Annotated in this window: 23 protein-coding genes and 1 pseudogene; 13 read left to right on the top strand and 11 right to left on the bottom strand. The window is 42.2% G+C overall.

Annotation, left to right across the window (positions count from 1 at the left end):
* Positions 1 to 8: 8 nt before the first annotated feature.
* Both FTT92_RS14040 and FTT92_RS14035 read left to right on the top strand, forming a co-directional pair.
* Positions 9 to 644, top strand: a complete 636-nt coding sequence (locus FTT92_RS14040; protein ID WP_180089554.1) for an ABC transporter substrate-binding protein — start codon at positions 9 to 11, stop codon at positions 642 to 644.
* Between the two features lie 39 nt (positions 645 to 683).
* Positions 684 to 944 (top strand): lipid asymmetry maintenance protein MlaB, encoded by a 261-nt coding sequence (locus FTT92_RS14035; RefSeq protein WP_218951593.1) that lies wholly within the window; start codon positions 684 to 686, stop codon positions 942 to 944.
* A 75-nt stretch (positions 945 to 1019) separates the two neighbouring features.
* On the opposite strand, the gene FTT92_RS14030 is transcribed toward FTT92_RS14035, so the two are convergent.
* The gene (locus FTT92_RS14030) at positions 1020 to 2033 is read right to left on the bottom strand and encodes a CorA family divalent cation transporter (RefSeq protein ID WP_078189297.1); all 1014 of its coding nucleotides are present in this window, start codon (positions 2031 to 2033) and stop codon (positions 1020 to 1022) included.
* Positions 2034 to 2188: 155 nt separating this feature from the next.
* On the opposite strand from FTT92_RS14030, the gene FTT92_RS14025 reads away from it, so the two are divergent.
* Entirely contained in the window at positions 2189 to 2797 is a 609-nt protein-coding gene (locus tag FTT92_RS14025; RefSeq protein WP_180172397.1) for a TIGR00730 family Rossman fold protein, read from the top strand.
* Positions 2794 to 3201: an NUDIX domain-containing protein gene (locus FTT92_RS14020; RefSeq protein ID WP_180172396.1), complete on the top strand. Its 408-nt coding sequence runs from the start codon at positions 2794 to 2796 to the stop codon at positions 3199 to 3201. Before FTT92_RS14025 ends, FTT92_RS14020 begins: the two co-directional genes overlap by 4 nt.
* Before the next feature lie 43 nt (positions 3202 to 3244).
* Here the strand turns inward: FTT92_RS14020 and FTT92_RS14015 are convergent, their stop codons facing one another.
* Positions 3245 to 3877: a ComF family protein gene (locus FTT92_RS14015; protein ID WP_180172395.1), complete on the bottom strand. Its 633-nt coding sequence runs from the start codon at positions 3875 to 3877 to the stop codon at positions 3245 to 3247.
* Positions 3878 to 4016: 139 nt separating this feature from the next.
* Entirely contained in the window at positions 4017 to 6062 is a 2046-nt protein-coding gene (gene recG / locus FTT92_RS14010) for an ATP-dependent DNA helicase RecG (RefSeq protein WP_180106904.1), read from the bottom strand.
* 59 nt (positions 6063 to 6121) lie between these two features.
* Between recG and FTT92_RS14005 the strand changes: the two genes are divergently transcribed.
* Positions 6122 to 6901 (top strand): NAD-dependent epimerase/dehydratase family protein, encoded by a 780-nt coding sequence (locus FTT92_RS14005; protein WP_180106906.1) that lies wholly within the window; start codon positions 6122 to 6124, stop codon positions 6899 to 6901.
* Between the two features lie 151 nt (positions 6902 to 7052).
* Positions 7053 to 7647 (top strand): annotated as a pseudogene (locus FTT92_RS14000) (methyltransferase domain-containing protein).
* A gap of 87 nt (positions 7648 to 7734) precedes the next feature.
* On the opposite strand, the gene plsB reads toward FTT92_RS14000, so the two are convergent.
* Positions 7735 to 10308: a glycerol-3-phosphate 1-O-acyltransferase PlsB gene (plsB, locus tag FTT92_RS13995; protein ID WP_180172394.1), complete on the bottom strand. Its 2574-nt coding sequence runs from the start codon at positions 10306 to 10308 to the stop codon at positions 7735 to 7737.
* Between the two features lie 287 nt (positions 10309 to 10595).
* Here plsB and FTT92_RS13990 point away from each other — a divergent pair, with 287 nt between their 5' ends.
* Positions 10596 to 11468 (top strand): acyl-CoA thioesterase II, encoded by an 873-nt coding sequence (locus FTT92_RS13990; protein ID WP_180026061.1) that lies wholly within the window; start codon positions 10596 to 10598, stop codon positions 11466 to 11468.
* A 249-nt stretch (positions 11469 to 11717) separates the two neighbouring features.
* Entirely contained in the window at positions 11718 to 12977 is a 1260-nt protein-coding gene (locus tag FTT92_RS13985) for a dicarboxylate/amino acid:cation symporter (RefSeq protein ID WP_171525930.1), read from the top strand.
* On the opposite strand, the gene FTT92_RS13980 is transcribed toward FTT92_RS13985, so the two are convergent.
* From FTT92_RS13980 to FTT92_RS13950, 7 genes are all read right to left on the bottom strand, one after another.
* Entirely contained in the window at positions 12974 to 13399 is a 426-nt protein-coding gene (locus FTT92_RS13980) for a VOC family protein (protein WP_180172393.1), read from the bottom strand. The genes FTT92_RS13985 and FTT92_RS13980 overlap by 4 nt on opposite strands.
* A gap of 221 nt (positions 13400 to 13620) precedes the next feature.
* Entirely contained in the window at positions 13621 to 14565 is a 945-nt protein-coding gene (locus tag FTT92_RS13975) for a metal-dependent hydrolase (RefSeq protein ID WP_180021608.1), read from the bottom strand.
* A 157-nt stretch (positions 14566 to 14722) separates the two neighbouring features.
* Positions 14723 to 15583 (bottom strand): ribosome biogenesis GTP-binding protein YihA/YsxC, encoded by an 861-nt coding sequence (gene yihA, locus FTT92_RS13970; RefSeq protein ID WP_180103010.1) that lies wholly within the window; start codon positions 15581 to 15583, stop codon positions 14723 to 14725.
* Positions 15584 to 15668: 85 nt separating this feature from the next.
* Positions 15669 to 16112 carry an Rrf2 family transcriptional regulator gene (locus FTT92_RS13965; RefSeq protein WP_078192461.1) on the bottom strand — a complete coding sequence of 148 codons (444 nt, stop codon included), beginning with the start codon at positions 16110 to 16112 and terminating at the stop codon, positions 15669 to 15671.
* 86 nt (positions 16113 to 16198) lie between these two features.
* On the bottom strand, positions 16199 to 17407 hold the full coding sequence (gene hmpA / locus FTT92_RS13960; RefSeq protein WP_078192460.1) for an NO-inducible flavohemoprotein: 1209 nt from the start codon (positions 17405 to 17407) through the stop codon (positions 16199 to 16201).
* Positions 17408 to 17557: 150 nt separating this feature from the next.
* Positions 17558 to 19141, bottom strand: a complete 1584-nt coding sequence (locus tag FTT92_RS13955; protein WP_180172392.1) for a helicase HerA-like domain-containing protein — start codon at positions 19139 to 19141, stop codon at positions 17558 to 17560.
* Between the two features lie 14 nt (positions 19142 to 19155).
* Complete coding sequence (locus FTT92_RS13950; protein ID WP_180172391.1) at positions 19156 to 20358, bottom strand: PLP-dependent transferase; 1203 nt, start codon at positions 20356 to 20358, stop codon at positions 19156 to 19158.
* Positions 20359 to 20515: 157 nt separating this feature from the next.
* On the opposite strand from FTT92_RS13950, the gene FTT92_RS13945 reads away from it, so the two are divergent.
* The 5 genes from FTT92_RS13945 (at position 20516) to rplW (ending at position 23462) form a co-directional block, all read left to right on the top strand.
* Positions 20516 to 21253 carry a type 1 glutamine amidotransferase gene (locus FTT92_RS13945; RefSeq protein WP_180172390.1) on the top strand — a complete coding sequence of 246 codons (738 nt, stop codon included), beginning with the start codon at positions 20516 to 20518 and terminating at the stop codon, positions 21251 to 21253.
* Positions 21254 to 21521: 268 nt separating this feature from the next.
* Positions 21522 to 21833 carry a 30S ribosomal protein S10 gene (gene rpsJ, locus FTT92_RS13940; RefSeq protein WP_000070912.1) on the top strand — a complete coding sequence of 104 codons (312 nt, stop codon included), beginning with the start codon at positions 21522 to 21524 and terminating at the stop codon, positions 21831 to 21833.
* Positions 21834 to 21892: 59 nt separating this feature from the next.
* A complete protein-coding gene (gene rplC, locus FTT92_RS13935; protein ID WP_078189280.1) occupies positions 21893 to 22531 on the top strand; it encodes a 50S ribosomal protein L3 in 639 nt (212 codons plus the stop codon).
* 11 nt (positions 22532 to 22542) lie between these two features.
* A complete protein-coding gene (gene rplD / locus FTT92_RS13930) occupies positions 22543 to 23145 on the top strand; it encodes a 50S ribosomal protein L4 (protein ID WP_078189279.1) in 603 nt (200 codons plus the stop codon).
* Positions 23142 to 23462, top strand: coding sequence for a 50S ribosomal protein L23 (rplW, locus tag FTT92_RS13925; RefSeq protein ID WP_005012992.1), 321 nt, complete (start codon positions 23142 to 23144; stop codon positions 23460 to 23462). The genes rplD and rplW overlap by 4 nt, the downstream gene beginning before the upstream one ends.

The following is a 23462-nucleotide window of genomic DNA, read 5'->3' as shown; positions in this document are numbered from 1 at the left end:
GAAATTAAGTGAACACATTGTTAAAACAGACGCTTACAGCAAGTATCTTATCAACTATGATGGCAGGTACAGCTTTTGCTGCTCCAAGCGAAGCACCACCTGCATTTGTAAAAAAAGTGGCTGATGGCCTCATTACACGTTTAAAAGCAGACCACGCAAAACTACAAAATAACCCTGCGGTTGTGAAAACGATTGTTCGTCAAAACTTAGACCCGTATATCGATTCACAAGCGTTCACACGTATCGTGATGGGTACTTATGCAACGAATCAATACAGCTCAGCGGCTCAACGTGCGCAGTTTGAACGTAACTTCCGTGCAACACTGATCGAAAACTATGGTTCAGCTTTTGCTAAGTTTAGTAACCAAACATATAGCATGCGTCCTTATAAAGCATCGAACAGTAAGAACCCTGTTGTAACGATTGATTTCCATAACAACGGTGAAAAAATTCCAGTCTCTTTCCAGTTGGCGGATAAAGGTTCACAATGGAAAATCCGTAATATCAACGTTTCGGGTATCGATCTAGGCTTACAATTCCGTAATCAGTTTGCGGCAACTGTAAAACGTAATGGCGGTAACATTGATAAAGCAATTGCGAACTTCAAACCTGATGCTGATGCAGCATTGGACAAGAAAAAATAAGATAGGTGATGTGTGATTAAACTTCATCAACAAGAATTGATGGTTTCAGGCAAAATCGATTACAACAATGCCGAATTGTACTTTCAAGACGGCTTGAAATTGATTCAACAACAGCAAGCTTTTCCCTTAGTGGTCAATCTTGCTGAGCTTGAGCATGGCAGTACTTTGGCTTTAGCTGTTTTGGTCCGTTGGTTACGTCAAACGCCAAAAGCGCAAGGTTTGCAGTTTAAAGCAGTCCCTGAAAAAATGATGAAGATTATTCAAGCCTGTCATCTTGAGCATGACTTGCAATTGATCTAAAAAAAGCACCGTAAGGTGCTTTTTTTTATTTCAGCGGGACAAGAAACTCTCGCAAGTCTACGCAATAGGAACGGATTAAATCCATTTCTTCCAGCGGAAGTACATCAATGGGCCAATAAAGAATGCCACGATTATTAAGCTGACCACGATAAAACTGGTTGTACCATGCGCGAATGGCAGTACATCGGTGTTCATCCCATAGACGCTAGCCACTAACATCGGTGGCGCAAGCATACTTGGTAAAATCGAGAATCGACGAATCGTATCGTTCTGTTCGGTGTTAATGAACCCAGAAGTGGTATCCAGTAAGAATCGAACCTTTTGGAACAAGAAGGCATCATGCTCAACAAGAGAGCGCACGTCTTCACTGAGTTCTCGGATGTCGGCATCATAAATATGACTGCCCAAGGCCCGAGGACGTGACAGGAAGGTGAGAACACGACGTAAATCGATCAGACACAGCTGAGCTTTCCCGAGCATATCTTCTAAATGCGCAAGTCGGGTAATCATGTCATCTAAGTCTAAAATCATCTCACGATGACGGTTATTCAGCACTTCTGTGGAATACTTTTCTAAGTCCTTGTGGATATCTTCCAAGATATCCGCAAGCTCATCGAGTTTGGCTTCTAAAAGACCCAATAAAATCCAAGTTGGATCTTTATAGTCAATTTCATAATCATTGCGACGCGCGCGGGCACGAAAGGCACGGAAAGCCACCAGCTTTTCACCCCGTAAAGTGAATAAGCGTTCTTTATGTAAAATAAAGGCAACTGTTTGTACGGTAGCTAAGGTGCTGGCATTTTCTTCGGGTTCGCCATCGACCTGAAAATTTTTATTTTTCGTTAAAAAATAGGTGCTGATGTGCAAAATACCGTCGTCATCACGGTAGAATCGTGCACTCGACGAAATATCTTCTAATGATTTTAATGTAGGTAAATTTTGATCATAGGCATCCATAATCCATTGCTGTTCTTCCTGGGATGGGGCAATGAGATCGAGCCAGACTAAATCCTGATGTAAATCGAAGTCACCATTGATGGTGACATCTTCTAAGCTACCGCGCTCTGTCGCGTAAAAGGCTTCAAGCATGTTGTCTTTTCCCCTTACGCAGTAAGTTAAAAATGAATGGGTGTATTTTAGACAAGGATTTGCTTAAAAACACTGTTCTAATGATTATTTTATGAAAAAATCTGTTTAAAGTTGATTTTTCCAGCATAGTACTCCTGATCTGATGGTGATTATAAATGAAATCTATCGCAATTTTCTGTGGTTCCGCCCTTGGTAACAATCCTATCTATTTACAGGTTGCTGAAAAAGTCGGTCGTCATTTAGCGACCCAAGGTATTACATTAGTCTATGGTGGTGGCCGTTCAGGTTTGATGGGTGTCGTGGCAGATAGTGCTTTGCGTGCAGGTGGGCAAGTCATTGGGGTGATTCCAAAAGTCTTGGTCGATAAAGAATTGGCACATCCAGATTTAACCGAATTGCATGTGGTAGAAAATATGCAACAACGGAAAACCAAAATGTCTGAACTCTCGGATGGATTTGTAGCGATTCCCGGTGGAGCAGGGACTTTAGAGGAAATTTTTGAGCAGTGGACGTGGGCTCAATTGGGCATTCATTTAAAGCCATGTGCCTTTCTCAATGTAGATGGTTTTTATGACGATTTATTGAATTTTCTAAAAACAACTGCAGAAAAAGGCTTTACCCATCCGCGTTTTATCGAAGGCTTAATTGCAGAAGATAATATTGAAACGATTGTTGAGCAGTTTCAACATTTCACTGCGCCAGAGCCGAAATGGGGCATGGTTGAACGTACAGCCTTTATCGCCGATTTGGAACAAGATAGATGAAAATTATCACTGTTGCCGCAGCCATTATTTTAAATGAACAGCATGAACTTTTAGTGGTTCGTAAAAAACACACGGCATTCTTTATGCAAGTAGGTGGAAAATTAGAACCCAATGAAGCTCCTGAAATCACCATGCTACGTGAAATTCAGGAAGAAATTGGCTGCGCTGCGCAGATTGAGCAATTCATTGGTCGTTTTGAAACGGGTACTGCGAACGAAGTCGATCATCTACTGGTGAGTTATGTCTATCTGGTCCAGTTGCAAGGTGAACCGAAAATTGATGCGGAAATTGCAGCGATGCAATGGGTCAGCTTGGATGATACACAAACAAAACTCGCCCCTTTAACACGTGAGGTGGTGATTCCTTGGGTGAAGCAGCAGACTCGATCTCTTGTTGAAAGCTAAACCGCTTCGCTTGTTCATTTTCTTTAGAGGTTGGTGTTTGAAACTAAGGCTGTGCCGCAGCAATGCATGCGGCATATACCTGCGTGCAATGTAGCTGATGTAACAGCGTACTTAGAGCATGGATTGAACTTCCCGTGGTCACCACATCATCAATGATGAGGACTTTACGGAAACGGCGTTTTTCAGTTGGGTTTATAATAAATTGCTGTTCGATATTTTCTAGGCGTTCTAGCCGACTTAAACCTTTTTGAGCGTGCTGTGCTTGACGAATCACGGGTTGCCAAACAGGGATGCGCAATTGCTTTGCCATCATGTGTGCAACGAGCAGCATTTGGTTGTATCCACGGTCTTTGAGGCGTTCAACTGAAATAGGCATGGGAACAATGGCCTGAACTCGAGCTAAGCGCATGCTTAAAAGGCTCTGTGCCAGTAAATTTTGATAGTGCAATTGTTGCTCATACTTATAGCTTTGGATGATGCGATCTATTGGAAAATCATAGTGAAAGGCACAAGAGATGCTGTGTTCATGGCGATTAACCATTTGTTTAAACCAAGGCAGTTGTTCCCAGCAGTCAGTACAAAGCGAATGATGTTGTTGTCGATCGATACCACAGAGCAGGCAAGGGGAAACGCTCTGCATTCCTTTTCGGATGAAATGTTGGATGGATTGGAGCATATTTTTATTCTAATCATTCTTTTTTGAGTATTTTGCACAGATTGCTGTGAAGTGCAATCACGACACCACAGAAACCTGTTCGACAAGCTTATTCGTTAAAGCCAATCTGTATTTTAGGATGATCGATCTGTCATCCTAATTATACATAGGCATAACGAGGTGCTTCAGGCAGCCATCGTTTTAAAAGGGCTTGAGCCTGTGCAGGATAATCATTTAGGACTTGTTGAGCCACATAGTGTGCCTGATTGAGTAAATGGTCATCTCGCTCCAATTTGGCTACACGAAAGCCCATATCTCCCGTTTGTTTGGTGCCGAGAAGTTCACCGGGGCCGCGAATTTCCAAATCTTTTTCAGCAATAATAAAGCCGTCATTGGTTTCACGCATGATGCGTAAACGCTCTTGCCCATTTTGCGATAAAGGATTTTTATACAGCAAAGCACAGAAACTGGCTTTGGCACCACGCCCTACACGACCACGTAGCTGATGTAATTGTGAAAGCCCTAAGCGTTCTGCATTTTCAATTACCATGATTGAGGCATTTGGGACGTCAACACCGACTTCAATCACTGTGGTTGCAATCAGTAATTGCAATTCATTATTTTTAAATTGCTGCATCACTGCTTGTTTTTCATCGGCCTTCATTTTGCCGTGAACAAGACCAATATTGAGGTCTGGAAAGCGTTCTTTAATTTCATTAAAAGTCGCTTCAGCGGCCTGAGCATCTAAAGTTTCTGATTGTTCAACTAAGGTACAGACCCAATAGGCTTGTTTACCTTCAGCACAATTGCTGGCAATCCGCTGTAGCACTTCTTCACGACGGTCAAGTGGAATAGTGACTGTTTGAATCGGTGTACGACCGGGCGGCAGTTCATCAATGACGGAGGTATCTAAGTCGCCATAAGCCGACATGGCCAAGGTACGAGGAATAGGGGTTGCCGTCATCACAAGTTGATGCGGTGTCATGCCATTGAGACCTTTGTTTCGTAGCGCCAAACGCTGATCGACGCCAAAACGGTGTTGTTCATCAATAATCACTAAACCCAATTTGGCAAATTGTACATTGTCTTGAAATAAAGCATGTGTGCCGACCACTAAATTGGCTGAACCATCTTGAATACATTGTTCTGCCGCAGCTCGAGCCTTACCTTTTTGTTTACCGGAAAGCCAAGACACGGTCAGTCCCATAGGCTCAAACCATTTTTTGAAATTTAGATAATGTTGTTCGGCCAAAATTTCTGTCGGCGCCATCATGGCCACTTGCCAACCTTCCTCAAGAGCATGACAGGCTGCAACGCCTGCAACCAAAGTTTTACCTGCACCTACATCGCCTTGTACGAGTCGAAGCATAGGTTTGTTCTTTTTCAGATCGACCGCAATTTCTTTGGACACGCGTTTTTGTGCGCCGGTCATTTCAAATGGCAGCGTACTTAAAAGTTGTTTGGTGAAGTTCTTGCTTGCAGAGAAAGACGGTGCTTCGATTTGTTGAATATAGGCACGGCGGCTGAGTAAACTGACCTGATGGGCAACCAATTCTTCGAAAATTAAACGTTGCTGTGCAGGATGAGAACCTTGGCTCAGTTGCAACATATTGGCATCGACAGGGGGATGATGAATATAGTCCAAAGCCTGTTTTAGTGCATAGCCATTGGTGAATTTTTCTGGCAGTAATTCAGGTAAGTCATCACTATATAACTGTAGTGCTTGTTTGACGTATTCACGTAGTTTGGGCTGTGTTAAGCCTTCGGTTGCAGGGTAAATCGCAGTGAGTTGGGTTTGTGGTAAAGGCGTGTGTTCAGTAATTACCTGTAGTTCAGGATGATACATTTCTAAGCCACGAGCACCAACACGGACTTCACCAAAAATCCGTAAACGATTGCCCGGTTTTACCCGATCAGTAATGCCTTTGTAGATATGGTAAAAACGTAAAGTAACTTTGCCACAGTCGTCATCCAGTAGGGCGGCCATCGATTTACGCTTACCGGGTGGGAAGTCGATACTTTTGACCGTGCCTTCTAGTAAATAACTTCGACCCACGGTCAATTGGTTCATGGGGATGATCGTGCTACGATCTTCATAGTCGCGTGGCAGATGAAACAAAAGATCATCTGTCGTGAAAATATTTAGTTTTTCAAGTAAAGCAGCGGCGGCATTGCCAACCCCTTGCAATTGATGGACGTAAGCCATGTCCCCTCAACTTCGGTTTATATGATCTAAATGGATCAGTTCTGAGAATAGGTCGTTTGATGCATATTCTATTTATCGGTTATGGTAAAACATCGCAACGTGTTGCTAAACAATTATTTCAGCAAGGTCACCAAATTACCACAGTGAGTCGTAGTGCGAAAGAGGATGATTTTGCAGAACATTTAATCCAAGATGTTCACCAACTGGATTTATCGCAGGTTCAACCGATTGATGCTGTCTATGTTCTTTTGGCTCCTGCACGTCATGCTCAATTCAATGCTGTGGATGCTTATCGATACACTTATGTCGATTCTGTACAGCCGATTGTTCAAGCATTAGCAAGTCATCCAATACAACGTTTAATCGTGGTGTCGTCCACTCGTGTCTATGGTGAACATGCGGGGGAGCGCATTGATGATGACACTGTGCCACAACCGATCGATGAGCAGGGGATGTTGTTACTTGAAATGGAGCATCACTACTCACAAGCATTTCCTACCGAATGCGTGATCGTACGTCCATCTGGGATTTATGGCACATCGACAACACGAATGCAGAAACTGGCAGAAACGACTCATCACTATCCCAATATCCATTGGTCAAATCGAATACATATCGATGATTTGGCAAAATTTCTGTGTCATCTACTTCACGTGGAACATCATGAAAAATCATATATTTGTACTAATAATCAACCTCAACCCTTGCATGAGCGAATCTTGGAATTGCAAAGAGCTATGCATTTACCCGAATTGGTTTTAGAGTGCGAAGCAGAAACAGGGAAAAAGCTTTATGCAACGCGGATGATGGAGAGTGGTTTTAAGTTGGCGCACGATTGATTGTGATGTGTAGTGTAAAATTGGTGTGACGTATAAATTTCAGTGCAGCTTGGTGAGTATTAAAAAAAATTCTATAAATGAATAAGATAGGTCTTTTACAACATGGATTGTTCAAATTTTCGAATGGATCTCAAAGGCTAAAAATTAAATAATGACAAAATCATTTGCTGAACTTACTCAGAATCTACCCCATAGACCGATTTTGGAAAAAGCTTTGAGTTATTTTGAGAATTTACCAAAGATCGCGATTGATTGTGGTTGTGGTGCAGGAAATGAATCATCATTTCTACTCCGTCATCATTTTAAAGTATATGCATTTGATCCGTCTGTTGACGCTAAAAATATCTGTCTAATTAAATTTAAAGACAATAAGAATTTTTTATTTTCTAATCAGGCCTTTGAAGACTATAGCTTTCCTGAAGCTAGTTTAATTATTGCTTTATTCAGTTTATTTTTTGTTCAACGGATTCGCTTGAAAGTGTTTTAAAGAAAATGCAGGAATCCTTAAGTGAGCAAGGCATCTTACTCATACAACTGTTAGGGAAAGATGATGATTGGGTAAATAATTTTTCTGAAAAATTTATAGGTTTTAACAGGAAGAGCTTAAACAATTGTTTGATGCGGACTTTGATATTATTTATATCGATGAATTTAAAGGCAATAAACCGCTAGCCAATGGAAATCCAAAATTTTGGAATGTACATACCTTAATTTTAAAAAAGAAAATATTAAATACTTTTGTATAGTCCAAAAAATAGAGACAAGCTTTTTACAACTTGTCCCTAATTTTGCTCAAATTCTTTTGCTTTTATAGTGAAAAAAATCAGAACCGTTTATTTTTTCTTACGTTTCAAGCGCTTTTTAGCTTGTTCCGCAGCAACTTTATCAAGTGCTTCTTTTAACTCTTCATCACTAAAGGTCGTAATGTGCTGCAACATTTGCAGGGTCACATCATCCAAAACGAGGTTGGCATATTGCGCAACATTTTGGAAATTTTCATCAAACACAATGGCGTTGTTTTCATTGGTGCTGATATAACCTTGTTGTGTTAAGACTTTAATAAAGCTTTGGAATAAGGCCTTATCAAAGAACTCAGGCGAGTTAAATTCATACAACACAGATAGACGTTGACCAACCAAGTGACTGAGTTCTTCAACCTGACGCGTCGAGATATTGCCTGAACCACGTTGTGTGATTAAAGCCAAAGTCATGTAGTAACGCTCAAGACTTTGCATCACAGGTGCAGCTAAGACCACTAACTGATTGTGCTGCTCTGAGTTAGGCGCAGGGGAGATCAGGTTGCCTTCTGCATCTTCAGAAATCAGCTTGGCTTTGATCAGCACTTCAGCATACGCACAGATCTGATCTTTAAGCTCTTCATTATTCCATTTGAGGAATAACTCAGCTTTTAAGAACGGATACAGTGTACGAATGACATTAATCAAATCACCACGGCGAATTGAACCATTATGTTCAACCAAAGCGGCAATGAGTGATGGCAAAATAAATGCGTGCAGGATGTTGTTACGGAAGTAGGTTAACAGCACCGCTTGATTATCAGCAATGGCAATAATATCGCCAAGGACATGATTAACACGTTTGATCAGCTTGAGTTTTAAACCATAAGCAATGATTTCTTTACCTGACAGCGGTGTTACTTGCATGCGCTCATCGTAAGGTAAGGCATTTAAAAGATCGCGATAGGTGTCTAACTGCTTAATGCAAATCTCTTCATCTAAAGTATGTTTAGATGTTGCCAATAAAATCAGTGAAAGCAATGAAACTGGGTTCACCACTGCTGCACGGTTAATATTTTCTAAAATCACGTGTGCAGAACTGTTAATGGCATCCGAAACTTCTGGCGGAATTGGGTCGTCATTTTTCTCGATTTTGATGTTGCTTGCATTATGCTGTTTCAACATATCATCAAGGAAAACCGGCTCACCAAAGTTCAAATGAACTTTACCGAAAATACGTTCGATCTTACGCAGTGTTTTCATAATCCCGATGATTGATTCGCCTTCTTTTGGCTTACCATTCATTTCGCCAACGTAGGTCGCACCTTCCATTAAACGCTCATAACCAATATAGGTCGGTAAGAACACGATCGGTTTGGCTGGATTACGTAAATGACCATGGACAGTCATCGCGAGCATGCCAGTCTTCGGTGGTAATAAGCGACCAGTACGTGAACGACCCCCTTCGATGAAGTATTCAAGTGGTGTATTGCGCGCCAAAATACTATAGAGGTATTCTTTAAATACGGTGGTATAGAGACCATTGCCACGGAATGAACGACGAATAAAGAACGCACCGCCGCCACGTAAAATTTGCCCGACAAATGGCATGTTCAAGTTATCGCCCGCAGCAATGTACGGCACCATCAAACCACGCTTATAGATCACATATGACAATAATAAATAGTCGATATGACTACGATGGCATGGGGTGTAAATGATCTCGTAGTCTTTGGCCAGTTCACGAACGGTACTGAAGTTATGCACTTCGACGCCATCATAAAGCTGTGTCCACAGACGAGTCAGGGCTAAGTCAGCAAAACGTACTGTTGATGCAGAATAGTCAGAAACGATTTCATTTAAATAACCAATCGCACGACGTTCAGCTTCAACCATGCTGATTTTACTGCGAATGCTTTCACGACGAATCGCATCTTGCACATCCGTAGATTTGATCAGGCCATGCATCACATTACGACGGTCAGATAAATCCGGACCCAAAACCACTTCACGCTGCGCATCTAAATAATCATTCAGTGTGCTAACAATATAAGTCGCAGGTGACAAGTTTGGATGTGTAGTTTTGGCATATTCAACCAAACGACGCAAAGACTGTGGCTCATGGAATTCAAGGTACGATTGACGACCGTGCAAACCAATATTGACCAGCTGCTTCACTTTGCTTGGTGTAGACCATGTATCGGTAAATAATAATTTAAACCAAGAATCTTCTTTATCGGGTTCACGGCCCCACAGCACGGTTACAGGAACGAGCTCAACATCCGCATTAGGATTTTTTTCCAAAACCTCAATTAAACGTAATAAACGAGGTGGAAAGGCATGTGGCGGTGGATTGAGTAAGTTGTCTTCATCATGATGTTGTAAAAACACCACAGAGGCTTTTTCTGTTTGCGTACCCACAGTCATTGGGTCGAGTGCAGGGTGTAGCTTTAAACGACGGGTTTCACCATCGACAATTAAAGCATTACTCCGTGAATGATTTTGCAGAACGTAGCAGGTAATTTTCGTTGTCTGTACGCCGGTATCTGTATCGGTTTCAGTCACTACAGGTTCTACAGGGACTTCACCTAAAACATGCGGTGTTACCACAAGGTCAAGCAGTTTACTCGAAAGCTTTCGATACATCTGACCAAAGCCGCTCTTGGACATACAAACTCCTACTTTTCATGACCAAACCACAGAGATTCTGAGGGGAATCTATTCTGCGTAATTGTACTTAAAAACTGTATGTCATTTTCTGACAAATTGCATAGATATTGTAAGATTTTATCGTTAAAAAACGTATTTTTAGCAGTTATATTGCATCAGCAAGGTGACAGATCAGTCAGCGAATCTTTAGGGTTTTAGTCTGGATTTATGGCAAAATGGAAAATATATTTAAACATCTGTTGATGTTGCCTGCATTAGCTTAATCCCGAATGATAGATAGGTTTGTTATGAATGCCTTAACACAAGAGTTGGTTGATTTACTCAGTCTTGAAAAATTAGAAGAAAATATTTTTCGTGGGCAAAGCCGAAATTTGGTCGGGAAACGTGTCTTTGGTGGACAGGTTTTAGGTCAGGCGCTACGTGCGGCATCTTATACAACAGATCGACCTGCCCATTCCTTACATGCCTATTTCTTATTCGGCGGTGATATCAATGCACCGATCATTTATGAAGTGGATCGTATTCGCGATGGACGCAGTTTTGTGAGTCGTCAGGTTCGTGCGATTCAACATGGTAAAACCATTTTTATGTGTATGGTGTCATTTGCAGAGCAAGAAGAAGGGTTGAACTACCAAGTTGCAGAGCCAGAATATCCAGCCGTGGAAGATTTAAAATCTGAAGCTGAGCTGAAAAGAATGATGGTGGAATTTGTCCCTGAAAACGTCCGTGCATCTTTTATGCGCGACCGCCATGTGGAAATTCGCCCGATTGATCCGCAAAACCCGTACCAACCGCAGCCTGCTGCGCCATCGTATGCACACTATATTCGTACCCATGACACGATTGCTGCCGATGTTGATGACATCTCTTTACATCAGGCCATTGCAGCATTCTATTCAGACTTTACATTGATGACGACTGCACTACGTCCACATGGTTTAAGTTATTTATCACCAAGTTTACAGTGTGCGAGTATTGACCATGCCATGTATTTCCATAAGCCATTCCGTGTAGATGAATGGATGCTTTATGACATGGATGCCACCGTCAGCGCTAGTTCACGTGGTCTAAATTTTGGTCGCATGTGGCAAAACGGTGAGCTGGTCTGTAGTACGACACAAGAAGGCTTGATCCGTTTACGCGAAATTGAAACGCAATAAGCTTTGAGCACTATGTGTTAAGTCGTAAAAGCTGAATACTGGAAAAAACCGAATCTTCTGATTCGGTTTTTTTATGTCCATCATTTATTTGTATGAACTTAATTGCAGAATGGAGTTATCTAGTTAGGTTACAGTATACGTTGAATGGGGCTGAATTCGTGCTTTGCAGAATTGCAGCAGTACATGTGACAAAAAATTCCTCGATTCCCGGTGGGTCGCATGGCATAGTGCCTGAATAAAGGATGATAAATGCAAGGCACAATGAGCTTAAATACGCAGATTTTAATTGCCGCAATATTGGGTGTGGCATTTGGGTTTTTATTAATTCAGTTTCCAGAGACGCAGTTTTTATCCGCCAGCCTGTATGGCTTGGGGATTGCCAGTAGTATTTTTATTGGTTTGCTGAAAATGATCTTGGTTCCGCTGATCTTTAGTTCGATCGTGGTGGGGGTATCGAATTTACAAGCGGGTGGTCAGCTGAGTCGAACGTGGAAAATTACCTTAGCGTGCTGTGTCACTACCACAACTTTGGCACTGATCTTGGGTCTAGCATGCGCGCATATTTTTAAAGTCGGGCAGGGCGTGGACATCGTCATGTTCCAAGATGCAATGCAACAGCATCAAAGTCCTGACACCCTCACAGCAGGTTCATTCTTTACCAATTTTATTCAAAATACACTGATTAATCCGTTTAAAGCCTTTAGTGATGGCAACGTACTCGCAGTCGTGGTGTTTTCACTATTTCTCGGTGTGGCCTTGGTCAAAGGCGGTGAAAAGTTCCGAAGTGTGAGAAAGCTCAGTCAGCAATTTTTCGACATCATGATGATGATCATCGGCTGGGTGATGAAGCTTGCACCGATTGGTATTTTTGCATTATTGGCTAAATTGATTGCTACCGAAGATATTTCGGTGTTGAGTCGCCTCGCGGAGTTTGCTGCGGTGGTCACTGGCACGACGATTTTCCATGGGGCAGTGGTGTTACCTCTGCTGCTATGGATTTTTGGGAAAATGAGCCCACTGACATTTTTTAGAGGAACACGAGCTGCCTTAATCACTGCTTTTGCAACTAGTTCAAGTTCAGCAACGATGCCACTGTCGATGAAATGTGCGCAGGAAAATTTAGGCGTACGTCCTCAAACAGCAGGTTTTGTGATTCCATTGGGCACACAGTTGAATATGGATGGTACAGCGCTGTATGAAGCTGCTGCTGCCTTGTTTATTGCCAACTTGATGGGCTTAGATTTAACCTTGGGTCAGCAGTTAATTGTCTGTGCAACCGCCATGATTGCGTCACTCGGCGCGCCGGGTATTCCAAGCGCTGGAATGGTGACGATGATTATGGTTTTACAATCAGTCGGACTCCCTGCAGAAGCGATTGCGATATTGCTGCCGATAGATCGACTCTTAGATACGGTACGGACTGTGGTGAATGTACAGGGTGATATGATGATTAGCGTGGTGGTTGATCGTCATACGCGAGATGTAGATGAACCTGCGTTGTCGAATTAAGCAGATAAAGAACTAAAATGTGGGTTGTAGACGATCTCCCACAGATGCCCATCTAAGTCTTGAAAATAGCCTGTATAACCACCGTAAAACGTGGGCTGTGCGGGGTTAATTGTTTTTGCACCTGCGCGTTGGGCTTGGTGCATGATTTGATCGACGGCTGCGGGACTTTTAAAGTTATGTCCAAGAGACATTTGAGTTGGACAAAATACTGATGTATTGACGTCTGTGTCATGACTAAGGCTATCTTGCGGCCAGAGTGCGAGCTTTAAACCGTGTTGTAAATCAAAAAATGCCACAGCGCCATGTTCAAATTCAGTCCCAATAATCCCTGCGCTATTTAGACCTAAACCCTCCTGATAAAACGCAAATGCAGAATGTAAATCATTCACGGCCAGTGTAATGACGGAGATGTGAGCGTGCATGGAGATGCTCCTGAACGATGTATTTTTATTTTAGGATGAGGCTGAATATAAATGCATTTTAAAGAGAATAGGGAGTTCGGAAGAACTGTACTTTAAACCTCGAACTTATGACGACCCTATTCATCTTAAGTTTGTTGATTGCTCAATAAAAAATAGAGCGAAATGGATGTGAGCACTAAAAAGCAGGGCGAACCCTGCTTAATACAGATTTTAAATGGTGTTTATGCAACTTTCAGTGCGGCACGTTTTGCAGCAGGAGAGTTGTCGAGGTATGCAATCGCATCTTCAGTTTTTGCTTCATGTACAGGATCGTACCAAGGCATTAAATACCCCAATTGCTGTGACACTAACCAAAGTGGATGTGGCAATAAGCGATTGTCTTTTTGCGCGATACGCGCCCATTCACGCCAAATCCACGGTTTATATACGGCAGGTTTAATCGATGCATAGCGCGAGTCTTGCTGCATGATATGTGCTGCACCATCGACCCATAGACCAAGTACGGCTGCAATCACGATCACACTTTGATAATAGCGAGAAATATAGCCCCCACCGAGATGACGATACAAATCAAAAGCCACGGTACGATGTTCTATTTCCTCTGCACCATGCCATTTTACTAGATCGAGCATATTCGGATCAGCGCCTAGTCGTTCCCACTCTTTGTTGTATAAAGCATATTTGCCTAGTACACAGGTCATGTGTTCAACAGTTGCAATCACCCCTAAACGAAAGAGATCCCATTGATGATCCAAGGCTTTGGGTACGTTGAGCCCTAGAGGTTGGTCCGCAAGCAGTTTGCCAAAGAGAAAGTCCATGATCTCAAGGTTGCGTTGAATACTGATATTGCGCTGAGATAAGTATTCTTTATTAGCAGAGTTATGTGCTTGAGCATGCATGGCTTCTTGGCGGATGAATGCTTTAACGTCCTCTGCTAGTTTTTCATCTCTAATTTGTGGCAATACTTTGTTATACAGACGGCAAAACCAAAACTCACCAGCCGGTAAGATCATGTTAATTTCATTAATAAAATAGCTGACAAAAGGTTGGTTGGGCACCCAGTCAACTTGGGTATCTTGCCACTCAAATTTCACTTTACGTGGTTTAATTTTATATTCGATTGATGATCCAAGTTTTGTGTTTTTCAAGCGGGAGAGTAATTTCATGACCTATCCTTGTTTTTATGTGATCGAGTGCACATCTGATGTATTCAGTATCCAAAAAAAATCCTGCATTGTGATTAGCAATACAGGACATTTCATTATCTTCAGATGATACTTTTTGTCAGACAATCATCCTTGCGCTGACTTTAAAATTACTGGATTAGTGGTCTGAATTTTTGCCTTCAGCTTGGGGTAAATCTTCAGATGTTGTATCGACGTCATCGAATGTTTCCGCATCTGCATCGATTTCAATATCATCTTCGGATGCTTCAGGAATGCTATCGAGATCAAACTCTGTTGATTGTTCTAAAGTGAAGTTAAGACGACCCGCCATGACACTCGCTAACTCTTCTAAACCTTGTTTATTCAATGATGAGAACAATTGGATAGAGAAGTTCAGCTTCATTTTTTTCAATGCTGCTTTCACTTCTTGTAGTGCTTTAGAGGCTGGGCCACGGTTTAGTTTATCTGATTTGGTGAGCAGTACATGCACGAACAATTTACGTGAATGTGCCCATTCCAACATCATGACGTCAAAGTGTTGTAGTGGATGACGGATATCCATCAACAGCACAAGACCTTGTAAACTTTCACGGTGTATCAGATAGTTTTCTAATTCTTTTTGCCACACGATTTTCATCGCTTCAGGTACAGCGGCATAGCCATAACCCGGTAAGTCGACCAAACGCTGATCAGGATTTCCTAGACTGAAAAAGTTGATCATTTGGGTACGACCCGGTTTTTTCGACGCACGAGCCAATTGTTTTTGGTTAGTGAGCGCATTAATGGCACTCGACTTACCTGCATTAGAACGACCTGCAAAGGCAATTTCATAGCCGGTATCTTCAACGCAGAGGTTGAGTTTAGGCGCACTCATTAAGAACTCAGCTTTGCGTAGCCAGTTGAGCGAGCGCACAGCATATTCAGTAATCGCAGAGTCTACTTTTTTCTCATAAGTAATCTTTTGCTTCGGCGCATTGGCCGCTTTACTGTTTCGTGATTTTCCTCTGTGCTGATGCATAACCCAACTTCAATAACTGATTTAACAACACGCATTATAAAGGAAGTCGGGCAGGCAAGCGAATTTTGTCGCAGGCAAAGTGAAATTAGAGATTGATCATTTGAATTGGAGATTGTGTTGTAAATTTAGATGCGCTGCTTGGTTGTAAGACGTCAGCAAGTTTGTACTGATCGAGACTTTGATAAAACTGTTCTAAAGCTTGGTCTAAGATGCTTTTTAAACCACACTGACTGCGCAGTACGCAGGGTGGGTCATTGCATTCAACAATCTGGTGATTACCTTGCAAAATTCGCACAATTTGACCGAGCTGAGCCTCAAGTGCTTCAGGGTTTAGACGAATACCGCCACCTTTGCCGCGGCTGGTGATTAACCAGTTTTGCTTTGCCATAAAATGCACAATTTTCACCAAGTGATTACGCGAAACGTGCAGGTCTTCTGCAATTTCAGCAATGTTATAAGGCACATCACGAGGGCGTGCGATATAGAGCAAAATGCGTAATGCATAATCGGTGAATTTATTGAGTTGCATGATAATACTGTGAGTCTGAGAGAAATAAATAAGGGCTAGTCTAGCATAACTAAACTAACCCTTTGTATTTCAGGTGAATAGCTTAGTTAGTGTTTTACACCACCAGTGCCGAAAGCTTCGCTGTGAATATTGCTAGCAGGAATACCACGAGCAATTAAAGCTTTCTGTTGTTCAGCCATAAATGGCATTGGACCGCAAAGGTAATAATCCGCATTGATCGGTAACAGTGCAGTATCCATGCTGCCTAAGTCTAGACGACCAGCAGCATCATAATCTTCACCTAATTTATCATTAGCATGAGGGAACTCATACGCTGTAAAAGTGCTAAGACGTGGGTATTTTGCTTCCAAATCCTGAATGTGTTTATGCATTGCATGCACTTGTTTGCTACGGCAGGCATGGATAAAGGTTACAGGTTGTGGCATGTCTAAAGTCACCAACTGATTCAGCATCGCAATCATTGGTGTTAGACCTACACCACCACTGATAAAGACATTGCGTTTTTGTGAATCAATCAGGAAGAAATTACCTGTTGGTGCAGACACTTCGATTTCTGAACCGATCTCCAAGCCATGCAGTGTATTTGATACCCAACCTGGAACCAAGTCACCTTTCTGATCTTCACGTTTTACAGAGATACGTAAGTAGTTGTCTTGTGGGCTGGTAGACAGTGTATATTGACGTGGTTGTTTTAGACCCAGCTCATCGACCAATACACGTACAGAGATGTACTGACCTGCTTCATATTTTGGTAAATCACCACCATCAGAAGGCTCAAGGTAGAATGAGGTGATTTCATCACTTTCAGCCACTTTTTTCGCGATTTTGAAATTACGCCAACCTAACCAACTGCCTTTAGTTTGCTGATGTTGCTCATAAATCGCTTTTTCAGTGCTGATAAACAAGTCTGCCAATTGTCCATATGCTGCTGCCCAAGCTGCAATCAGTGGATCTTCCATTGAAATGCTTAATACTTCACTGATCGAGTGCAGCAAATTTTCGCCGACAATATTATAGTCTGGAGCTTGAATGTTAAGACTCACATGTTTATGCGCAATTAATTCTACAACTGGTAAAAGTACAGATGGGTCCTCAATATTTTCAGCATAAGCCAATACAGCACCCGCCAAAGCTTGTGCCTGAGCACCGCTGCGCTGATGTCCCATGTTAAAGGTTTCTTTGAGGTCAGGGTTATTGCCCAACATACGATTATAGAAGTAACCAGTCAGCGCGACACCATTTTCACGTAGAACAGGAACAGTAGCTTTTACTAGGTCAATTTGCTGCGGAGTCATAGCTGATCTCTCATGGCTGTTATTTATAAGATGTATTTAAAATACATTTTTAAATACATCCGCGCAATACATGTTTTAGTAAAAACCATAAAAAAAATATGGGATATTAAAATATCCCATAAATTCAGCATAGATAATCGTAATGGCGAATTATTTTTTACCAAACAGGGAACCTAGCAAACCGCGTACGATTTTCTGACCTGTCGACCCACCCAAGCTGCGTGCAGCACTTTTTGCAAAAGTTCCTACCGTGTCTTGAATCAGTTTTTCACGTTGTTTGGCTGAACGCTCAGCTTCTTTTTGTTGTTCGCGTGCAAGTAGTTCTTGTTCACGCGCTTGCTGTTTGGCGAGCACATCTGCTTCTTTGGCTTGTTGTTTGGCTAACGCTTCTTGTTCTTTGGCTTGTATTTTATCTTGTTCCGCTTGGACGGCTTGTTGTTGGCGCTCCGCCACTTTATTTTGTAAAAGTTCATAGGCACTTTCACGGTCTGCTTCGGTGTCATACACGCCTGCAACAACGCTATTTGTCATGAGTGCTTTGCGTTCTTCTACAGCAATTGGGCTAAATGATGAGTAGGGTGGCATCACCCAAGCACGTTCAACGATTTGTGGTGTGCCTTGTTCATCTAAACAGCTAATTAATGCTTCACCTACAGCCAGTTCCGTAATTACTTGATCGACTTTAAACGCAGGATTAGCTCGGAAAGTATCTGCTGCCGTTTTAACTGCTTTCTGATCTTTTGGGGTAAATGCACGTAGCGCATGCTGAACGCGGTTACCCAGTTGTCCTAAAACACTCTCAGGTAGGTCAAGTGGGTTTTGCGTTACAAAGTAAATCCCAACGCCTTTAGAGCGAATCAGACGAACCACTTGCTCAATTTTTTCTTGTAAAGCAGGGCTGGCATTATCAAACAATAAATGCGCTTCATCGAAGAAGAACACTAGTTTGGGTTTATCCATATCTCCAACTTCGGGCAATTGTTCAAACAGTTCTGACAGCATCCAAAGTAAGAAAGTCGCATAGAGCTTAGGGGTATTCATTAACTTGTCGGCTGCGAGCAGGTTGATGTTGCCACGACCTTGCGCATCCGTTTGAATGAAATCCATGATATTGAGCGCAGGCTCACCAAAGAACTTGTCACCGCCTTGATCTGCCAATGCAAGCAAATTACGTTGAATTGCACCTAAGCTTGCAGGTGATAAATTGCCATATTCATTTTTAAATTCGGATGCATGTTCACTGACGTAGCTGATCATGGCTTTTAAGTCTTTAAAGTCGATGAGCAATAAGCCCTGATCATCGGCAATACGAAAGACCGCAGATAGCACACCTTCTTGCGTGTCGTTTAAATTTAGAATTCGGGCAAGGAGCAGTGGACCAATTTCAGAAATGGTGGTGCGAATGGGATGTCCTTGTTCACCAAACAAATCCCAAAACACCACAGGGGAGGCAGCAAAAGGAATGCTCTCGATATTTAAGCTTTTAATTCGTTCGTCAAACTTAGGATTGCTTTCACCTGCTTTGGCAAGGCTAGAAACATCCCCTTTGGCATCAGCTAAAAATACAGGTACACCCAGCCGAGAAAAACTTTCTGCCAACACCTTCAACGTCACCGTCTTACCAGTACCTGTGGCCCCAGCAATCAAACCATGGCGGTTTGCAAATTGTGAATGAAGCACCACATCCTGTGTGGTGTCTTGTGTTTTTTTGCCAATAATTATTGGTGTACCCATAGATGTTCCTGTATTTATTCGAGTTGCTGTTTATTTAAATGTTGTAGTGCGTTTTCTATATCTTGTATTAAATCTGCAGGATGTTCTAGTCCTATACAAAAGCGAACAAGTAAGCCAGCTTGAATGTGTGAATGTTCGAGTATACGCATATCTTTTAAGTTATATAGCATGGCTAAACTGACTGGACCACCCCAGCTAAAACCGAGCTTAAATAGTTTCAGCGCATCGCAAAAGCGGCGTACATCCTGCAAACTATATTTTTCATTAAATATCACGCTGACCAAGCCGGCACTGTTTTGTTCTGTACAAATTTCTTTCCAATACTGATGTCCTGCGGAAGCTTCATCAGCAGGATGTAAAACCTGTACAAAGGCTGGCTGCTGTTTTAGCCAATTTAATAAAGTTAAAGCACTTTGTGACTGGTGTTCATAGCGCAGGCGCATAGAAGCCAGACTGCGTTGTATTTGCGCGGCATCATCACCAGAGATGCTAATGCCTTGAATGGCGTGCGCACGAAACAGTTTGTGATGAAGCTTTTTATCTCGTGTAATTACCGAACCCATCAAAATATCCCCGCCGCCACTTGGGTATTTGGTCAAGGCATGCACACTGATATCGACACCCAGGTGCTCAGCACTAAAATCAAAAGCATTAAAGGCAAGTCCTGCGCCCCACGTATTGTCCAGCGCAGTGAGAATGTTATGTGCTTGGGCCTTTTTGACCAAGCCGACTAAATCTGGAAACTCTAAAGTGACAGAACCCGCCGCTTCTAACCAGATAAGCTTGGCTTGCGCTGAAGGGCTAAATGAATCGACATCAATAGGGTTATAAACCTTGACCACGATGCCATAGCGGGTTTCTAGGTTGCGTAGATGTTCCATATTTGGGCCATAGATATTATCTGCGACCCAAACTTCATCCCCTTGACTTAAAAAACATGAATTGACCAAATTAATTGCAGACAAACCGCTAGGTGCCAGTAAGTGATACAAGCCACCTTCAATCTGAGCAATCTGATCGCCTAGGGTAAATGTAGTGGGTGTGCCATGTGTTCCATAGCTATAGTCATAATCATCAGTCCAATGGCGATTAAATAGCGCATCTGTATTTTCGAAAATTATAGTGGATGCACGAAACAGGGGAGGTTGAACACTATTGATGTATTGCGGTGCCTTTCTTGGTGCATGAATGAGTTCGGTTTGAGGATTCTTTTTCACGTGGCGCTCTGAAATGATCAAAATAATAATGAATGTTCAAAAGAATACGACTAAAACGCATGGATTTACGATGCTTTGTATAGAAAATTAAGTGAAAAGCAAAGTTGGCTTCATTCTTGCAAAACCGATATCAGAGCAACAACAATAGGTTTAGCGCATGAAGTCGCATTTAAAAGTACATTATTTTCAGCATATTGCTGGCGAAGGGTTCGGCAGTTGTTATGAATTTTTAAAACAGCATCAGGCCAAAATTACGGCCACAGAATTCTTTGCATTACCTGTCGATCAAACCTTAGATCTCGAGGCTTTGCCGCATGTTGAAGATGTCGATTTACTCATCATCATGGGTGGGACCATGAGCGTAAATGATGAGGCAAATTTCCCATGGTTAAAAATAGAAAAGCGTTGGCTACGACGCTATTTAGCCCTCGGTAAACCCGCAATCGGGCTTTGTTTAGGTGGACAATTGATTGCTAATGCTTTGGGTGGTGCGGTGAGTCGAAATGCACAACAAGAATTGGGTTGGACGACCATTCGTAAGGTCGCTAACGTACCGCATGACTGTTTTAAACTACCTGAAGAGTTTAAAGTCATGCAGTGGCACAGTGAAACATTTGAAATTCCCAAAGGAGCGGTATTACTGGCGGAAAATGATGCATGTCGTAATCAAATGTATCAAATTGGACAAAATGTTTTGGGCTTTCAATTTCATCCTGAAATTACCCCTGAAGTACTCGATTTATTTTTGGAAAATGATGAAGAGGTAGCATTTTTTTCAGGAACACATGTACAGCCAGTACATGATCTACGGAAAAGCGGAAAAAACAAATTTATTGAGGGAAATCAAATACTAAACCAAGCAATAGAGTATGTATTAAGAAAAAATGCCTATTGATTAAAAGTTAAGCAATTGATCTTGCATAAAAAATGAAAAATATAAGAAAAACAGCAAAAGGGATTTGCTTATGCATTAAACAATAGCTATAATGGGCGACCCTTTGATGAAGGGGGTTAGCTACGAATAAAGTAGTTAACATCGTGACAGTCACGGCATCGATCGTGACCTTAGTGATATTTCACTGCTCTTGACACTTGCCTCTTTTAAAGTGGGGTGAGATGCGTCAAGGGTGATTCTTTATATATTTGGCTTGGAGTTAACTGGTATGTCTAACCAGAGAATTCGTATCCGTCTTAAGTCTTTTGATCACCGTCTAATTGATCAATCAGCTCAAGAAATCGTAGAAACAGCAAAACGTACTGGTGCACAAGTTTGTGGTCCAATCCCGATGCCTACACGTATCGAACGTTTTAACGTTTTAACATCACCACACGTTAACAAAGATGCGCGTGACCAATACGAGATCCGCACTTACAAACGTTTGATCGACATCGTTCAACCTACAGATAAAACTGTTGATGCATTGATGAAGTTAGATCTTGCAGCTGGTGTTGATGTTCAGATCGCTTTGGGTTAAGGCTTTCGGTTAATTAACGCTCTAAGTTAATTAGGCCGCTTTTTTAGAGGTTTATGCACATGGCTATTGGTTTAGTCGGTCGCAAGTGCGGTATGACACGTATCTTTACAGATGCTGGTGTTTCTGTACCTGTAACAGTGATTGAGGTTGATCCTAACCGCATCACACAAATCAAAACGCTTGAAACTGATGGTTATCAAGCGATTCAAATCACTACTGGTGAACGTCGCGAATCTCGCGTAACTAATGCTCAGAAAGGTCACTTTGCGAAAGCTGGTGTTGCTGCTGGTCGTCTAGTTCAAGAATTCCGCGCTACAGAAGCTGATCTTGAAGGTCGTGAAGTTGGCGGAACTATCGGTGTAGATGTGTTTACAGTGGGTCAAATTGTTGACGTTACTGGTACATCTAAAGGTAAAGGTTTCCAAGGTGGTGTTAAGCGTTGGAACTTCCGTACTCAAGACGCTACACATGGTAACTCTGTATCTCACCGTGTTATCGGTTCTACAGGTCAAAACCAGACTCCTGGTCGCGTGTTCAAAGGCAAAAAAATGCCTGGTCACTTAGGTGCTGAACGTGTAACTACACAGGGTCTTGAAATCGTTGCTATCGACGCAGAACGTTCAGTTCTAGTTGTTAAAGGCGCGGTTCCTGGTGCTACTGGTGGCGACGTTACTGTTCGTCCTACTATCAAGGCCTGAGGGGAAATAACGTGAATTTAAATACTGTTTCCGGCTCTGCTGTTGAGTTATCTGAAGTTGCGTTTGGTCGTGATTTTAACGAAGCTCTTGTACACCAAGTTGTTACAGCTTACTTAGCTGGTGGTCGTCAAGGTTCTAAAGCGCAAAAATCACGTGCTGACGTTTCTGGCGGTGGTAAAAAACCTTTCCGTCAAAAAGGTACTGGCCGCGCTCGTGCTGGTTCTATTCGTAGCCCAATCTGGGTTGGCGGTGGTAAAACTTTTGCTGCTCGTCCACAAGACTGGTCTCAAAAAGTAAACCGTAAAATGTATCGCGGTGCTATGCAATGCATCCTGGCTGAGCTTGTTCGTCAAGATCGCCTTGTTTTAGTTGAAGAGATTGCTGTTGCAGCTCCAAAAACTAAAGAATTGCTTGCAAAACTTAACGACTTGAATGCACCTCGTGCATTAATCGTTACAGATGCTGTTGATGAGAACTTGTATCTTGCTGCTCGCAACATTCCACACGTTGATGTGGTTGATGCTGCTGCAATCGATCCTGTTAGCTTGATCGCGTTCGATAAAGTTGTTATGTCTGTTGCTGCTGCTAAGAAAATTGAGGTAGAACTCGGATGAACAACGAACGTATCTATCAAGTCCTACAAGGACCTGTATTCTCAGAAAAAGCACAAGTTTTAGGCGAAACTGCTGGTGTTCAAGTGTTCAAAGTTGCACTAGATGCAAACAAACTTGAAATCAAAAAAGCTGTTGAGCAACTATTTGGTGTTCAAGTTGTTAAAGTTAACACAACGATCACTAAAGGTAAGACTAAACGCTTTGGTAAAACATTAGGACGTCGTTCTGATGTTAAAAAAGCATACGTCACCCTGAAAGCTGGCCAAGATGTTGAAATGGCTGACTTGGGCGATACCGCTGAAAACGCAGCGGAATAA

Source organism: Acinetobacter sp. YH12023 (assembly GCF_013420135.1).
GTDB classification, from domain to species: domain Bacteria; phylum Pseudomonadota; class Gammaproteobacteria; order Pseudomonadales; family Moraxellaceae; genus Acinetobacter; species Acinetobacter amyesii.
Note: the sequence above shows the minus strand (reverse complement) of the source record. Positions and strands in the feature narration are given on the sequence as shown.

What these genes read in the sequence shown, in the direction of transcription:
- plsB (WP_180172394.1), bottom strand. Translation starts at nt 10,308, where the DNA reads ATGTCCAAGAGCGGCTTTGGTCAGATGTATCGAAAGCTTTCGAGTAAA.
- FTT92_RS13955 (WP_180172392.1), bottom strand. Translation starts at nt 19,141, where the DNA reads ATGGGTACACCAATAATTATTGGCAAAAAAACACAAGACACCACACAG.
- rpsJ (WP_000070912.1), top strand. Translation starts at nt 21,522, where the DNA reads ATGTCTAACCAGAGAATTCGTATCCGTCTTAAGTCTTTTGATCACCGT.
- FTT92_RS13985 (WP_171525930.1), top strand. Translation starts at nt 11,718, where the DNA reads ATGCAAGGCACAATGAGCTTAAATACGCAGATTTTAATTGCCGCAATA.
- FTT92_RS14015 (WP_180172395.1), bottom strand. Translation starts at nt 3,877, where the DNA reads ATGCTCCAATCCATCCAACATTTCATCCGAAAAGGAATGCAGAGCGTT.
- FTT92_RS13975 (WP_180021608.1), bottom strand. Translation starts at nt 14,565, where the DNA reads ATGAAATTACTCTCCCGCTTGAAAAACACAAAACTTGGATCATCAATC.
- FTT92_RS13945 (WP_180172390.1), top strand. Translation starts at nt 20,516, where the DNA reads ATGAAGTCGCATTTAAAAGTACATTATTTTCAGCATATTGCTGGCGAA.
- FTT92_RS13965 (WP_078192461.1), bottom strand. Translation starts at nt 16,112, where the DNA reads ATGCAACTCAATAAATTCACCGATTATGCATTACGCATTTTGCTCTAT.
- rplW (WP_005012992.1), top strand. Translation starts at nt 23,142, where the DNA reads ATGAACAACGAACGTATCTATCAAGTCCTACAAGGACCTGTATTCTCA.
- hmpA (WP_078192460.1), bottom strand. Translation starts at nt 17,407, where the DNA reads ATGACTCCGCAGCAAATTGACCTAGTAAAAGCTACTGTTCCTGTTCTA.
- FTT92_RS14020 (WP_180172396.1), top strand. Translation starts at nt 2,794, where the DNA reads ATGAAAATTATCACTGTTGCCGCAGCCATTATTTTAAATGAACAGCAT.
- FTT92_RS14005 (WP_180106906.1), top strand. Translation starts at nt 6,122, where the DNA reads ATGCATATTCTATTTATCGGTTATGGTAAAACATCGCAACGTGTTGCT.
- yihA (WP_180103010.1), bottom strand. Translation starts at nt 15,583, where the DNA reads ATGCATCAGCACAGAGGAAAATCACGAAACAGTAAAGCGGCCAATGCG.
- FTT92_RS14035 (WP_218951593.1), top strand. Translation starts at nt 684, where the DNA reads ATGGTTTCAGGCAAAATCGATTACAACAATGCCGAATTGTACTTTCAA.
- FTT92_RS13980 (WP_180172393.1), bottom strand. Translation starts at nt 13,399, where the DNA reads ATGCACGCTCACATCTCCGTCATTACACTGGCCGTGAATGATTTACAT.
- rplC (WP_078189280.1), top strand. Translation starts at nt 21,893, where the DNA reads ATGGCTATTGGTTTAGTCGGTCGCAAGTGCGGTATGACACGTATCTTT.
- FTT92_RS13990 (WP_180026061.1), top strand. Translation starts at nt 10,596, where the DNA reads ATGAATGCCTTAACACAAGAGTTGGTTGATTTACTCAGTCTTGAAAAA.
- recG (WP_180106904.1), bottom strand. Translation starts at nt 6,062, where the DNA reads ATGGCTTACGTCCATCAATTGCAAGGGGTTGGCAATGCCGCCGCTGCT.
- FTT92_RS14025 (WP_180172397.1), top strand. Translation starts at nt 2,189, where the DNA reads ATGAAATCTATCGCAATTTTCTGTGGTTCCGCCCTTGGTAACAATCCT.
- FTT92_RS14030 (WP_078189297.1), bottom strand. Translation starts at nt 2,033, where the DNA reads ATGCTTGAAGCCTTTTACGCGACAGAGCGCGGTAGCTTAGAAGATGTC.